Source organism: Curtobacterium aurantiacum, from assembly GCF_018598555.1.
GTDB classification, from domain to species: domain Bacteria; phylum Actinomycetota; class Actinomycetes; order Actinomycetales; family Microbacteriaceae; genus Curtobacterium; species Curtobacterium aurantiacum.
In genome coordinates this window covers 19257-34143 of record NZ_JAHEWN010000027.1, presented here as the reverse complement: position 1 = coordinate 34143, position 14887 = coordinate 19257, and the positions used below count along the sequence as shown (strand labels likewise).

The window sequence follows — 14887 nt, the reverse complement described above, 5'->3', positions numbered from 1 at the left end:
CGAGGGCCTCGAAGGTGTAGTCGAACTCGTCGGTCGACGGTGCGGACGAGCGGCCGAAGCCGATGTGTTCGGGTGCCGCTTCGATCGTGGCGCTCGGCGGATTCGGGTCCTCGTGTCCGTCGACGATCGCCGCGACGTAGACGTAGCGCGAGAGCGCTGCGTCCTCCACCGTCGGCAGGGCGTCCGGTGCGTAGACCGTGCCCTGTCCACAGAGCTGGTAGTAGCGGGAGGCGCAGAACACGACGCGGTAGCCGGTCGGCTGGAGCCCGGCGTTCGGCGGCGGCGCAGCGACCGTCAGCTGGGTCCCTGCGGTCACGGAATCCGGCAGCGTCGCGCGGGTCTGCACCGGCCGCAGTCCGCCCACGGTGGATCCGTCCCCGCAGAAGTTGGACGTGCCGTCCGCACAGGCAACCACGGTCACGCTCACCGTCGAGCCGAACGCGGCACCGGTCACCCAAGACCCGTTCCCGCCGAACGACACGAAGCCGCCCCCGTTGACGGAGTACGCGTAGTGGTCGATCGACCCGTTCGGGCTCGGCTGGGCCCGTGGGTTGCGGATGCGGATCGCGTACGTGCCGTCGTCGTCGCTGAACCGTTCGACACCGATGTCCGCCGACGCCGTGCCCGGAGCGGCGTACCCCTGCACGGATGCCGCCCGGCTCGGCGTGCAGAACAGGCCGTTGTCGGCCAGCGCCACGTACTGGAAGTTGCCGTTCGAGTTGAGCGTGTCGCTGGCGCTGGCACCGTCCCAGCGCTTGTCCGAGCCCGTGGTCGAGCAACCGTTCGGGATGTTCGCCCCGGGCGGGTACCGGACGATCGTGAGCGATCGACCGCTGCCGGCCCAGTCGTTCTCGGCGGCGCTGAGCGAAACGGTCGTGCGCCCCGGCGACGCGTCGCGCGACGCGTTCAGCGTCGGGACACCGGGTGTCCCGACCGCGCTGCCGGTGGCGGACGCAGAGTTCCACTGCACGACGGTGCCGTTGCGGTCGGCGTCGTTCCGGGCGGAGACCGTGACCTTGTACTGCGCCGCGCTCTGGGCCCCGGTGAACGAGGTGTTCGTCGACGTCCCGGTGTGGCGGGTGGTCGAGAGGCCAGGGCCCTCGATCGTGACGATGTAGTCGTCGACCGCGCTGCCGTTGTTCGGGGCGGACACCTTGCCCCACTTGACGTCGAGCTGGTTCGGCGTCGACTTGCTGGGCGTGACGGTGATGCCCTTCGGCGGCGCCGGTACGAAGTCCGCGCTCATCGGGCCGGAGCGCGCGGACGGCTCGGAGTCACCGATCGCGTTCGTCGCCACGACCTGGAACCGGTACGACGCCTTCGGGTCGAGTCCGGTGATCGTGCACACCGTCGCGGTGCCGCAGTTCTTCGAGACACCGTTGGTCCCGACGACCCGGTAGCCGGTGATGGGCGAGTTGTTGCCCTGCGGGGTCGCCCAGGTCAGTGTGACCTGGCCGCCGTCGTAGGAGCCCGTCCGGGTCGGCGCACCGGGAGCATCCGGGACGTCCTGCACCGAGATCGTCACGTCGCCCCAGACGTAGCGGTCCGGGTCGTTCGTGGCGTCGGCGACCTGGTACTGCAGGTGGGCGTCCACGGGCTTCGCGCTGTCCGCGACGGCGACCTGCAGCCGGGTCCGGTCACCGCTCGGCGTGACGGTGACACCGCTCGGCAGTCCGCCGGACAGGCCCCGGATGTTGACGACGCGCAACCGCTCACCCGGGAACGGGTTCGTGGGCTGGTCGTTCGTGAGCACGTCGATCGTGGTGGTCGCGCCGCGCTTGGTCACCGAGTTGTCAGCACCGGGCTGGACCACCGGCCGGGTCGAGGCGACGACACCGACGCTGACGGTGCCGGCTCGTCCGGCGTTCGCGTCGTCCGCGACACCGATGCCGATCGACGCGGTGGTGTTCTTCTTCGCCGTGTCGGCCACCGAGATCGTGAGCTGCTGCTTCGAGATCGACGCGGTCGTGCCGGCGGCGGGCCGACCGACGACGGAGTACCGCAGCTCGGGCAGGTCCTTCGGGTACGGGTAGTCGGTGAGCTTCGTCAGGTCGATCTTGCGCGTCTCGCCCGGCTGCATGTCGAGCGAGGAGCCCGTGAACGCCGGCGGCTGGTTCGACCGCGGCGTGACGGTGATCGGGAGCACGAGAGTGGCGACGCGCCCCTTGCCGCCGTTCGCCGCCGATCCGTCGGTGACCTCGAACGAGATCGACGCCTTGCCGTAGTAGAGCTTCGACGACGTGAACTGCAGCGTCGACGAGTCCACCACCAGGCTCTGTCCGTTGGCGTGGGTCGCCTTCACCGTCCCACGGTCGGTGACCTTCGCGGTCTCGCCGTTCGCCGTCACGACGAAGTCCTGCAGCGGGATGCGGACGGTGGCCTCGCTCCTGACGGTGACCGCTCCGGCGCTGCGGTTGATCTGGGGCAGGGCGTCGTCGAAGCCCGGCACGTTGATGAACCCGTACGAGATGATGTCCGGGTGGTCGACGCGGGCGACCGAGAACGGGATCACCTGCGACTCGTCCGTCAGCCGGACGGTGATCCGGCCGTCGTCGGTGGGCGTCGCGGTGTCGCCGTAGCCGGGGACCACCCCGACCCGCAGGTCGGCCGCAGTCCCCTCGGCGAAGAAGACGTTGTCGAGCACGTCCACCGTCACGCTCTGCCGGTGCAGGATGTCCTGCAGGTCGAGCGTCGTGTCGTCGACCTCGGGCCGGAGCGGCTGGGCGTCCGGGTCGACGGTGACGGTGAGGAACGCGGTGCTCGATCCCCCGCTGCTGTTCGCGACGGTGTAGAGCACCGCGAAGTCACCGCGCTTCGCCGATTTCGGGGGCGTGACGCGGATCTGCTGCTTCCGGAGGATCTTGGCGGTGACGTCGTCCGCCGTCGGCTCGGCCTGCGCGACGGTGAGCTGCCCGCCCTCGGGGTCGGAGTCGTTCTGGAGCACCCGCACCGTCACGGAGCCGCCCGGTCGGATGGTGACGTGGTCGGCCTCGGCCACGGGGTTCGACGCCTGCTCGGCGCGGGGCGCGATGCCGACCCGCACGGTGCCGGTGGCGCGCGAACCGAGGGCGTCCACGACCGTGTAGGTGAACTCGTCGGTGCCGGCTGAGTAGTCGCCGGCCTCGTAGGTCAGGGCGTCGGAGGCGACGTCGGAGACCGATCCCTTGTCGGGGTTGGAGCCCACACCGACGAGTTGCACGGAGTCGCCGTCAGGGTCGATGCCGTTCAACGGCACGCTGACCCGTACCGACGACCCGGCGACGACGCGCGCCGTCACGGTCTGGGGCACGGGCGGGTTGTTCGTGGCGGCGTCGCGCTCGCGCACCGAGATCGACACGGCGGCGTCGGCGTACTGACCGTCCGGACCGGCGACCCGGTAGACGGCGGTGTAGTTGCCCGGCGTCTTCGGGGCGAGGTAGCGCAGGTGGTCGCCGGAGACGAACAGGAGGCCGCCGTCGCCCGGCACGTTCTGCACCAGCTCGGGCTGCAGGGTCAGCGGCTCACCCTCGGGCTGGGTGTCGTTGTCCAGCACGTCGATGTTGGCGACGTCACCGACACGGACGGTGGCGCTGTCGGGCTGCGCGACCGGGGGTTGGATGCGATCGGGCTTCGGGATCTCGACGACGGTGATCGTGCCCGGCGACGACGCCAGACCGTTCGTCTCCGTGTAGCCGAACGACACCGGGCCGTCGAGCGGGGCCGTGAGGGTGACGCGGACGGTGTGCTGGTCGAGGATGCTCGCCTGCACGCCGCTGCCCCGTCCCGGGCCGTCGAGCGCCGTCACGAGCAGCACGCCGCCCGCCGGGTCGATGTCGGTCGCCGTGACGTCGGTGTCCTTCGTCGACAGGGTGTTGACGAAGACCGTCTTCGGCGTGGTGATCGGCGCGGTCGAGGCGTCCGGTGGCGCGAGGATCGTGACACGGACGATGCCGCTCGACGTCTTCACACCGTCCGTCACGGTGTACTCCAGCTGGTGGTCGCCCGCACGCTCGCCCTGCACCCGGAACGTGCCGGCGTCGTAACTCGGGGTGACGGTGAGCCCGGATGCCGACGACACGCTCGTCAGTGTCACGGTGCCGTTGCCGCCGCGCACGTGGTCGAGCGGCTCGACCGTGAACGCCTTGCCGGCGTACCCCGACACGGGGAAGGGATCGGCGCGGAGCGGGACGGCGCCCTGTTCGGCGACCCGGACCGTGACGGCGCCGCGGCCGTCGGCACGCCCGTCGCTCACGACGAGCTGGACGGAGCGCTCACCGGTCCGGCCGCTGTCGTTGCGGAAGTCGAGCAGCCCGTCCGGCGTGGTGGACACCCGATCGCCGTTCGAGGCGGACCCGGACTCGAGGTACACCGGGTCGCCGTCCGGGTCGATCCAGTCGCCGAGCACGTTGGTGACGACGTGCCCGTTCTGGACGACGTCGGCCGACGTGTCCCGCACCTGCCGGGGCGCCTCGTTCTGGCTGTCCGGGCGCACGGTGATCCGGACCGTCGCGGTGTCGGACCCGCCGTTGCCGTCCGTGATCGTGTACGGGAACGTCACCGTCCCGGCGGCACGCGACGACAGCGTGACCTGCAGGCGCTGGCCGTCACCGACGATCGCGACGCGGCCGGCGGACTTCGAGATGGTGCCGACCTCGCTCACGATGATCGGGTCACCGTTCGGGTCGTAGTCGTTGAGCAGGACCGGGAGGCTCGTGGTGCGTCCCGGGCGCGCGCCCAGTTCGTCGTCGATCGCCACCGGAGGCTTCTGGTCCTTGTCGACCTCGGGGTCGTCGTCGGAGACCTGCTCCTGTTGCTGCTCGTCGTCCTGCTCGATGAGGTCTGCCCAGTTGTCGATGAGCTGACCGCTCCGGTCGATGGCCCAGGAGCGGCCGCTCGTCGGGTCGTTCGCGACGACCGTGTCGCCGTTGTGCAGGATCTGCAGTTCGCTGGTGCCGCCGGTGCTCGCGAGCCGCTGCAGAGCGCTGCCGTCGCACGTGTCGATGGCCTGCCCGCCGGCCCAGGCCGCGTAGGTGCAGGATCCGTCGACGTAGGGTCGGGCGGCGCGTCCGGACACCTGCAGTGCGGTGGCGTCCACCGCACCGGAGGCGCTCACGCGCACCAGGCCCGCCGTGCCGGCGACCGTGACCTGCGTGGTGGTGTCCGACGACCGCTGCAGGGCCGGCGAGGCGCCCACCCGGTCGCCGAGTTCGACGGTGCGGCCGTCGACCGACAGCGCGCCGCTCGTGCGGTCGAGCACGGCGAGGTGTCCGTCGAACGTCGCGACCTGGAAGTCGTCCCCGCGGTCCGTCTCGACCTTCCACCGCTGATCGACGGTGAGGGTGGCGCCGACGTCGACGAGGGAAGCCGTCCCGGTCTTCGCGGAGAAGACGGCGACGTGTCCGTCGGACGCGTCGAACACCGTGTCGGCACCGAGGGTCAGGTCAGCCTTGGTCGACGCGTCGAACTCGGCGAGGTCGCTCGCGGGGGTCGCCCAGAGCTCGCCGGTGTCCGCGTTGCCGATGATGGCCGTGTCGCCCGCGAAGAACACCTGCGGCGTTCCCGCCGGCAGGGTGATCGGGTCACCGACGGTCGCGTCGGCGACGTCGACCCGGGCGACGGTGCCCTTCGTCTCGTCGACGCTGTAGACGGTGGAGCCGCGCTGCAGCACCGCGAGATCGTCGCTGGCCGTCTCGACCGCGGTGTTGAGCTGCAGGATGCCGGTGTTCGCCCGGCCGACGGCGCCGTACTCGGCCGAGGGCACCCACACCGTGCCGTCCCCGAGGTCGACGCGCTGCGTGTGGTAGCCGGTGGAGACGATGGCGGTGGTCGCGACGACGGCGGCGACGAGCACCGAGGCACCGGTCGTGACGGCTGCGGAGCGGTGCTTCGCGAGGAGGGCGCGGATCACCCGGCGCTCCCGATCGTCGCGCACTTCTGCGCGCTCGCGGCGCCGGTCTTGCCGTCGCGGTTCACGGCGACGGCGATGCACTCCTCGTCGCCCCGCTGTCCGGAGACGACGAAGGTCGTGCCGGTCTGCTGGCTGGAGGCCCCGTTGGACGAGATGACGTACGTGTCGCCGCTCCGGAGCCCCGGGTCGGACCAGCTGAACGACACGGACTGCGGCGCGGGCTCGGCGCGCACCTCGGCCACGACGGGGATCGCCCCGGCACCGAGTCGACCGACGATGACGACCGTGGCGATCGCCAGGGCGGCCACCACCACGACGGCGAGGGACGTCGCCCAGACCAGGGTCGAGCGTGTGCGGCGACGGGCTCGGGTGACGGAACCGGTGCGGTGCACCGTGCCGACGCTGTGCGAACCGCCGGCCACGACCCCGCCCTGCACGGCCCGTCGGGTCCGACGACGCCCACCGACGCGGGTCGGCGGTTGGAGCTCACGGATCACGGTGCGGTCCCCGTGCGGCGTCGGCGTCGACATCGCCCACGCCTCCACCGCGACGTCTGCCGAGGTCTGGGGGATGCCGAGCTCGGCCTCGACCTGCTGGAAACCGCGCACGAGTTCGATCACCGTCGACGGTCGTCCCTGCGGTTTGCGGGACAGCGCCGACGCGAGCAGACGCTCCAACGACGGGGGCACGTCGGTCCGGCCGGTGGGCTTGGCCCCGCCCTTGTCGATCCGGTGCATGAGGTCGCTCGCACCGTTCTTGCCGCCACGGATCTCGAACGGGCTGCGTCCGGCGAGGAGCGAGTAGACGGTCGCCGCGAGCGAGTACACCTCGGACTGGATGGTGCCGCGGGACTCGTCGATCAGGACCTCGGGCGCCGACCACGGGATCGACATGCCGATCGGCTCGTCCGGGTCCGTGCCGCCGATCGTCGCGGCGATGCCGAAGTCGGAGAGCACGGGGTTGCCGTAGGCCGTGAGCAGGATGTTCGACGGCTTGATGTCGCGGTGCAGGACGCCTTCGCGGTGGGCGGTCTCCAACGCGGACCCGATGCGGATGCCGATGGACAGGACCTCGGACACGGGGATCGGTTCGCGACGGTAGCGCTCGCTCAGCGACGAGGAGCACAGCTCCATCACCAGGTACGGACGACCGTCGGCGGCGACGCTCGCCTGGAATACCGTGAGGATCGACGGGTGCGTGCTGAGCCGGGCCATCAGGTTCGCCTCGGCCTGGAACATCTGCCGCACGCGGTCGTCGACGACCTCGTCCAGCAGGACCTTCACCGCGACCTGCCGCCTGGGCATGTCCTGCTCGTAGAGGAACACGTCGGCGAAGCCACCGGACCCGAGGACGTGCACGGGACTGAAACCGCCGATCACGGGCGGGTTGGACGGCAGGCGTCGCGCCATGGTCCTCTCCTCCCCCGGCCGAGCGGCCAGCTCTCTCGACGTGGCCATGTCATTGTACGAATCGTGGGTGACCGACATTCCGCACACCGATCCCCCACGGTTCGGCGTGCTCCCCCAGTTCGGGGGGGGGGCACCTAGTGGCGCGGCAGCGTGTCCTCGAGGTCGCCGTCGTCCGGTGCCGCGTCGACCTGCAGCACCACCACGGTGACGTTGTCGCGGCCACCGGCCACGACCGCGTCGCCGACGAGACGCTCGGCGAGTTCCTGGGCACCCGGCTCGCGTGCTGCGATCCTGGCGATCCCGGCATCGCCGAGTTCCTTCGTCAGGCCGTCCGAGCAGACGATGTAGCGGTCTCCGGCCCGCAGGGGCAGGGTCCACCAGTCGGGTGCCGGCGGCTCGCCGAATCCGACCGCCCGTGTTATGACGTTGCTGTCCGGGTGCTGTTCGGCGTCCTCGGCGCGCAGGAGACCGGCGTCCACCATCTCCTGCACCACCGAGTGGTCGACGGTGACGCGGCGGAGCACGCCGTCCTCGATGCGGTACGTGCGGGAGTCACCCACGTTGAACACGAGCGCGGCCGGCTGCCCGAGCGACGCGACGAGTGCGATGCCGGTGACCGTGGTGCCTGCGCCGATCGCGTTGCCCCCGGCTGCACGCTCGATGTCGGCCGTCGCGAGGAGCAGGGCGCGCTGGATGCCCTGGCGCGTGGTGAACGGCTCGGCCGTCACCTGCTCGAGGCGACGCACGACCGCGTCACTGGCGCGGTCACCCGCGAGGTGCCCGCCCATGCCGTCGGCGACGACGAAGAAGGGCGCGCCCACGATGTAGCTGTCCTCGTTGTGGTCACGCCGTCGACCGACGTCGGTCGCGGCTCCCCACGAGAGCGTCAGGGTGGCGCCGTCGGCACCGGGGACGTCGATGGCGTGCGCAGTGGCTGCTCGGCCGAGTTCGGTCACGTGTCAGGATCGCTCTCTGGTGGGTCGGGGCGTGCCGTGTGCTGTCTGATCGGAGGGCCACGGGGGAACCGGAGGCAGCCCCTCTGCCGTCGGTGCGACCCGGAGGTACGGCGAGAGGACCTCGATGGCGTTGCCGTCACCGATCTCGACTACCGTACCCGTCAGCGCGACGATCGACGCACCCGACGCCATGCGGTACGCCGGTGCGCCAGCCGGCCGGACGACCGTGCCGTTCGTGGACCGGAGGTCCTGCACGACGACGGCTTCGCCCTCGGCGTGCAGCTGCACGTGCGAGGAGGACACCTGCCCGCCCATCGAGCGCACGGTGACGAGTTCGGGCTGCGGACCGCGGGTGATCCGCGGCAACGACGGTCGACGGCCGATGACCACCGGGTGGTCGAGCCGGAAGGTCCGGTCGCCGATGCGGATGGACGGCACGCGTGCCGCGGGCGCGACGGGTACCGACGGGGCGGGCGGCACGGACGGGAGGCCCGGGGCGGCACCGACGGTCGGGTTCGGCCCGGCGCCTGGTCGCGCCGGGATCCGGACGACCGTGTCATCGGGATCGTCGTCGCCCGGGACGGAGCGGGGCCCGGGGGCCGTGTGCGTGCCGGCGCCCCTGCCGGACCGGATGACGGTGTCGCCGAGCGCCGAGCCGTCGAGACCCGGATCCGGTGTCGTACCCCCACGCACGACCGTGTCGCGGATCGCGTCCGCCGTGCGGTCTCCCGCCGGCGATCGTCGGGGTCGCCGGATGACGGTGTCCTCGATGTCGTCGTCGTGCAACCGGAACCCTCCCAGCGTGGTCTCCCCCACCGTAGACGATCCGGTCGACCCCTCGTCATCGACGCTCCCACGACGGTCCGCTGCCGGCCACGACCGAGCGCAGCACGAGCCCGGCGAGCGGGTCGTCCGCACGGGTCTCGAGGGCGTACCGCGCGCGGGTCTCCGCCCGGGCCCAGGACCCGAGCGCCCACGCACACCACGCGCCGAGCGACAGTGCTCCGGCCGCCCCCGACGCCCCGTCGAACGGACCGTCCTGCGCGCGCCACACCCGCCATGCCTCGGCGCACCGGTCGCCGGCGAGCCGCACCCGTGCACGATCCGGACGCGGACCGAAGCCGTGGAGCGCGGGAGGTGTCGGATCCGCGAAGGGATCGAACACCCGGATCGACCGCGGATCCGGCGCGCCCTGCGCCGCGATGAACGGGACCAGGGCCATCCGGGGCGCGAGCGCCCCGCAGGCGGTCACGACGGCCGTCGCAGCGGCCGACGGCAGTGCCACCGGACCGGGAGCGACCAGCGCGGCCGCTGCCGCTGCCGCGGGCAGGGTGACGGCTGCCGCGATCTCGCGAGGGAAACGAACTGCGGCGCCGGAGTCGGACTGTGCTGTGAGAGGGATCATGCACGCCATCGAAGCGTGCTGCGGGCCTCCAGGCAGGGGCGCCCCGGCCATCTGTGGACCGGAGCGGCCCCGCCCACGCCTGTGGAGGACGAGCCGGCGGAAACCGCTCAGGCAGCGACGGGGTCCAGGCTCTCGGCGACGAGGTCCCAGCCGCCGTCACTCCGCTCGACGACGACGCCGTTCGCGGCGGCCCAGTCGACGAGGTCGTCCATGCTGCCGATGCTCGCGCCGGTGCGGGCGAGCAACGCCACCAGGCGGCCCTTGGCGGTCTTGTTCCAGTGGTTGAGCGCGCGGCGACGGCCGGAACCGTCGACGCTCACCACGCGGGGTGCCACCGCGTCGGCCACGGGCCCGAGCTGCCGGTACCCCTCGGACCGCAGGTCGAGCACCAGGCCGTCCGCTCGCGTACCCAGTGCGCGGGTCGACACCGCCGGCCAGTGCGAGGCCAAACGGATCGCGCCCAACCGGGAGTCGTGCGACAGCCGGTAGGCGGGGATCGGGTCACCGGCGCCGATCGGGCCGAACATCGCGGACTGCACGATCACGTGCTCCGCCCACCAGGCCCTGGTGGCGGCATCCGCGTTCTGCGCGCCGAGCGGGTCGTAGAGCACACCCGTGTACCGCTCGATCGCCGGCATGGTGCCGGAGGTCTCGAGTTCGAGGTTCCGGACACGCTCGGCGATCGACTTCGGACCGAGCTTGAGCGCCGTCCTGGCCGAGGACTCCTCGGAACTGACGAAGCGGGCCGCGGTGATCACCGCGGCCCGCTCATCGGCCAGTTCCGGGAACGAGAGTGCACGCAGATCGAGCGTGCGGCTCGTGTCCCCGCCCTCCCGCTTCGTCTCCGAAGGCGGGAGCAGGACGGTCAGTCCGGTCAGGACGCCAGCGCGGCCTGCCGCGCGACGATCGTCACCGTGTCGTGCTCGACCGACAGGAAGCCGTCCTCGGCGTCGACCGCGACGGTCGACCCATCGGCCCGCGTGATGCGGACCTGACCCTGCGCCAGGATCGCGAGCATCGGCTCGTGTCCGGCGAGGATGCCGATCTGGCCCTCTGTCGTCCGTGCGACGACCATGGTGGTGTCGCCCGACCAGACCTCACGGTCGGCCGAGACGACGCTCACGCTGAGACCCGCCATGTCAGCGGTTCTCCTTCTGGATCTGAGCCCACTTCTCTTCCACGTCGTTGATGCCACCGACGTTGAAGAACGCCTGGGTCGCAACGTGGTCGAACTCGCCATCGGCGATGGCGCGGAAGGACTCGATGGTGTCCTTGAGCGGCACCGTGGAGCCCTCGACGCCCGTGAACTTCTTGGCCATGTACGTGTTCTGCGAGAGGAACTGCTGGATACGACGAGCGCGCTCGACGGTGATCTTGTCCTCTTCGGAGAGCTCGTCGACACCGAGGATGGCGATGATCTCCTGCAGTTCCTTGTTCTTCTGGAGGATCTGCTTGACGCGCGTGGCCGTCTCGTAGTGGTCGGCACCCAGGTACCGCGGGTCCATGATGCGCGACGTCGACGCCAGCGGGTCGATCGCGGGGTACAGACCCTGCGAAGCGATCTCACGGGAGAGCTCGGTCGTCGCGTCGAGGTGCGCGAACGTGGTGGCCGGAGCCGGGTCGGTGTAGTCGTCAGCCGGCACGTAGATCGCCTGCAGCGAGGTGATCGAGTGACCACGCGTCGAGGTGATGCGCTCCTGGAGCACACCCATCTCGTCGGCGAGGTTGGGCTGGTAGCCCACGGCGGACGGCATGCGGCCGAGCAGCGTCGAGACCTCGGAGCCGGCCTGCGTGAAGCGGAAGATGTTGTCGATGAAGAGGAGCACGTCCTGCTTCTGGACATCGCGGAAGTACTCCGCCATCGTCAGCGCCGACAGGGCCACGCGGAGACGCGTTCCCGGCGGCTCGTCCATCTGGCCGAACACGAGGGCCGTCTTGTCGAAGACACCCGCCTCTTCCATCTCACCGATGAGGTCGTTGCCCTCACGGGTACGCTCACCGACACCGGCGAACACCGACACACCGCCGTGATCCTGCGCGACGCGCTGGATCATCTCCTGGATGAGGACGGTCTTGCCGACGCCCGCACCACCGAAGAGGCCGATCTTGCCACCCTGCACGTACGGGGTGAGGAGGTCGATGGACTTGATGCCGGTCTCGAACATCGAGGTCTTGGACTCGAGCTGGTCGAAGGCCGGGGCCTTGCGGTGGATCGGCCAGCGCTCGGTGATCTCGAGCTTCTCGTCCGTGTTGAGCACGTTGCCGAGGACGTCGAAGACCTTGCCCTTGGTGACGTCGCCGACGGGGACCGAGATCGGAGCGCCCGAGTCACGGACCTCCTGGCCACGGACCAGGCCGTCGGTCGGCTTCAGGGAGATGGCACGGACGAGGTCGTCGCCGAGGTGCTGCGCGACCTCGAGGCCGATCTCCTGCGACGAGTCACCGATGGTGATGGTCGTGAACAGGAGGTTGTACATCTCCGGGATTGCGTCGTGGGGGAACTCGATGTCGACGACGGGGCCCGTCACACGGGCGATCCGGCCGACACCGGGCGCCGACGACGTCTCGACCGCGGTGGTTGCGGTGTCGGTCATGGCTGGTGCCTTCCTGAGGGTGGGTATCTGTCCGCGAACGACGCGGACTACTTCTTCTTCGACGAGAGGGCGTCGGCGCCGCCGACGATCTCGGAGATCTGCTGCGTGATCTCCGCCTGACGCGCGTTGTTCGCGAGTCGGGTGAAGTCACGGATCAGCGAGTCGGCGTTGTCGCTGGCCGCCTTCATCGCCTTCTGCCGTGCGGCGTGCTCGGAAGCAGCCGACTGCAGCATGGCGTTGAAGATGCGGCTCTCGATGTATACCGGGAGCAGCGAGTCGAGCACCGCGTCGGCGTCCGGCTCGAACTCGTAGAGCGGCAGGGGCTCGTTGCCCTCGGGCTCATCGATACCGTCCACGACCTCGAGGGGCAGCAGGCGAACGACCTGCGGCTCCTGGGTCGCCAGGCTGATGAACCGGTTGAACACGATGTGGATCTCGTCCACGCCACCCTCGGCGGTGTCCTGGAGGAACTTCGCCACGACGGCGTCGCCGATCTCCTTGGCCGTCGAGAACTCCGGCTGGTCCGTGTTGCCGACCCACTGCTGCTCGGACGGACGCTCACGGAACGCGAAGTACCCGACGGACTTGCGACCGACCAGGTAGTAGACGACGTCCTTGCCCTCGCTGCGGAGCAGGGAGGCGAGCTCCTCGCCCTGCTTGAGGACGTTCGTGCTGAACGCGCCGTTCAGGCCGCGGTCCGAGGTGAAGAGCACGACGGCTGCGCGGGTCGACGACTCCGGCTCGGTGGTCAGCACGTGATCGACGTTCGAGAACGTCGCCACGGCCGACACCGCACGCGTGACGGCCCGCGAGTACGGACCAGACGCAGCCATACGGGCCTGCGCCTTCTGGATCCGCGACGCCGAGATCAGCTCCATGGCGCGGGTGACCTTCTTCGTGGTCTTCGCCGACTTGATCCGCTGGCGGTAGACCCGGACCTGCGCTGCCATCTAGCGACGACCCTTGACGATCTGCTCCTGGTCGACGTCCTCGGCGTCCGCCGCGTCGAACTGCTCGGAGCCGAGGGTCTTGCCGTCGCTCGTCTGGAAGCTCTTCGTGAACTCGTCGATCTGCTTGTCCATCTCGGCGACGGTCTCGTCGCTGAGCTGGTTGGTCTCGCGCAGGGTCGTGAGGACGTCGGAGTTGCGACGCAGGTGGTCGAGCAGTTCGGACTCGAAGCGGAGCACGTCCGGCACCGGGACGGTGTCGAGCTTGCCGTTCGTGCCGGCCCAGATCGAGACGACCTGCTCCTCGACCGGGTACGGCGAATACTGCGGCTGCTTGAGGAGCTCGGTCAGACGCGCACCCCGCTCCAGCTGCCGACGCGACGCCTGGTCGAGGTCGGACGCGAACATCGCGAACGCCTCGAGCGAGCGGTACTGCGCCAGCTCGAGCTTCAGCGTGCCGGAGACCTTCTTGATCGACTTCACCTGGGCGTCACCACCGACGCGGGACACCGAGATGCCCACGTCGACGGCCGGACGCTGGTTCGCGTTGAAGAGGTCCGACTGGAGGAAGATCTGGCCGTCGGTGATGGAGATGACGTTGGTCGGGATGTACGCCGAGACGTCGTTCGCCTTGGTCTCGATGATCGGGAGGCCCGTCATCGAACCGGCGCCGAGCTCGTCGGACAGCTTCGCGCAACGCTCCAGCAGGCGGGAGTGCAGGTAGAAGACGTCACCCGGGTAGGCCTCGCGGCCCGGCGGACGACGCAGGAGGAGCGACACCGCACGGTAGGCCTCGGCCTGCTTCGACAGGTCATCAAAGATGATGAGGACGTGCTTGCCCTGGTACATCCAGTGCTGGCCGATGGCCGAACCGGTGTACGGGGCGAGGTACTTGAAGCCGGCCGGGTCGGAGGCCGGAGCGGCGACGATGGTGGTGTACTCCATCGCACCGGCGTCCTCGAGCGCACCCTTGACGGAGGCGATCGTGGAGCCCTTCTGGCCGATGGCGACGTAGATGCAGCGGACCTGCTTCTCCTCGTCGCCCGACTCCCAGTTGGCCTTCTGGTTGATGATCGTGTCGATCGCGATGGCCGTCTTGCCGGTCTGGCGGTCGCCGATGATCAGCTGACGCTGACCGCGGCCGACGGGGATCATCGCGTCGATGGCCTTGATGCCGGTCTGCAGCGGCTGGTGGACCGACTTGCGGGCCATGACGCCGGGGGCCTGGAGCTCGAGGGCACGACGGCCCTCTGCGGCGATCTCGCCGAGACCGTCGATCGGGGCGCCGAGCGGGTCGACGACGCGACCGAGGAAGGCGTCGCCGACGGGGGCGGAGAGGACCTCACCCGTACGGGTGACCTCCATGCCCTCTTCGATGCCGCCGAACTCGCCGAGCACGATGGCGCCGATCTCGTCTTCGTCGAGGTTCTGCGCGAGGCCGAGCGTGCCGTCCGCGAAGCGGATGAGCTCGTTCGCCATGACGCCGGGGAGACCCTCGACGTGGGCGATGCCGTCACCGGCGTCGGTGACGTGCCCGACCTCGGCCGTGGAGGCCTTCGTCGGCTCGTAGTTCGAGACGAAGTCCTTCAGGGCATCACGGATCTCATCGGGGCTGATGGTGATGTCTGCCATGGGATTTTCCTTGTGGTTTTCCGGGGCCCTTCGGCTCCGAGAGGGTGACGCTGCCTG

General features: G+C 70.2%; 10 protein-coding genes. All 10 read right to left on the bottom strand.

Going from position 1 to position 14887, the window contains the following annotated elements:
• Positions 1-5911 (bottom strand): Ig-like domain-containing protein (locus KK087_RS16505; RefSeq protein ID WP_214566723.1); only part of this gene is annotated, 5911 nt, incomplete at its 3' end.
• Positions 5884-7296 (bottom strand): serine/threonine-protein kinase, encoded by a 1413-nt coding sequence (locus KK087_RS16500; RefSeq protein ID WP_214566721.1) that lies wholly within the window; start codon positions 7294-7296, stop codon positions 5884-5886. The genes KK087_RS16505 and KK087_RS16500, both read right to left, overlap by 28 nt.
• Before the next feature lie 134 nt (positions 7297-7430).
• Positions 7431-8252 carry a PP2C family protein-serine/threonine phosphatase gene (locus tag KK087_RS16495; RefSeq protein WP_214528522.1) on the bottom strand — a complete coding sequence of 274 codons (822 nt, stop codon included), beginning with the start codon at positions 8250-8252 and terminating at the stop codon, positions 7431-7433.
• Positions 8253-8255: 3 nt separating this feature from the next.
• On the bottom strand, positions 8256-9038 hold the full coding sequence (locus tag KK087_RS16490) for an FHA domain-containing protein (protein WP_214566719.1): 783 nt from the start codon (positions 9036-9038) through the stop codon (positions 8256-8258).
• A gap of 55 nt (positions 9039-9093) precedes the next feature.
• Entirely contained in the window at positions 9094-9657 is a 564-nt protein-coding gene (locus KK087_RS16485; protein ID WP_214566718.1) for a hypothetical protein, read from the bottom strand.
• 107 nt (positions 9658-9764) lie between these two features.
• Positions 9765-10517, bottom strand: coding sequence for a YaaA family protein (locus tag KK087_RS16480; RefSeq protein WP_250901214.1), 753 nt, complete (start codon positions 10515-10517; stop codon positions 9765-9767).
• Between the two features lie 14 nt (positions 10518-10531).
• Positions 10532-10795: a F0F1 ATP synthase subunit epsilon gene (locus KK087_RS16475; RefSeq protein ID WP_027465776.1), complete on the bottom strand. Its 264-nt coding sequence runs from the start codon at positions 10793-10795 to the stop codon at positions 10532-10534.
• Between the two features lies 1 nt (position 10796).
• Positions 10797-12251 carry a F0F1 ATP synthase subunit beta gene (atpD, locus tag KK087_RS16470; protein WP_017885744.1) on the bottom strand — a complete coding sequence of 485 codons (1455 nt, stop codon included), beginning with the start codon at positions 12249-12251 and terminating at the stop codon, positions 10797-10799.
• 47 nt (positions 12252-12298) lie between these two features.
• On the bottom strand, positions 12299-13201 hold the full coding sequence (locus tag KK087_RS16465; RefSeq protein WP_214528525.1) for a F0F1 ATP synthase subunit gamma: 903 nt from the start codon (positions 13199-13201) through the stop codon (positions 12299-12301).
• Positions 13202-14830 carry a F0F1 ATP synthase subunit alpha gene (gene atpA, locus KK087_RS16460; protein ID WP_027465778.1) on the bottom strand — a complete coding sequence of 543 codons (1629 nt, stop codon included), beginning with the start codon at positions 14828-14830 and terminating at the stop codon, positions 13202-13204.
• Positions 14831-14887 lie beyond the last annotated feature (57 nt).

Coding starts and splice junctions, on each gene's coding strand:
- KK087_RS16465 (WP_214528525.1), bottom strand. CDS start 13,201: ATGGCAGCGCAGGTCCGGGTCTACCGCCAGCGGATCAAGTCGGCGAAG.
- KK087_RS16475 (WP_027465776.1), bottom strand. CDS start 10,795: ATGGCGGGTCTCAGCGTGAGCGTCGTCTCGGCCGACCGTGAGGTCTGG.
- atpD (WP_017885744.1), bottom strand. CDS start 12,251: ATGACCGACACCGCAACCACCGCGGTCGAGACGTCGTCGGCGCCCGGT.
- atpA (WP_027465778.1), bottom strand. CDS start 14,830: ATGGCAGACATCACCATCAGCCCCGATGAGATCCGTGATGCCCTGAAG.
- KK087_RS16500 (WP_214566721.1), bottom strand. CDS start 7,296: ATGGCGCGACGCCTGCCGTCCAACCCGCCCGTGATCGGCGGTTTCAGT.
- KK087_RS16485 (WP_214566718.1), bottom strand. CDS start 9,657: ATGATCCCTCTCACAGCACAGTCCGACTCCGGCGCCGCAGTTCGTTTC.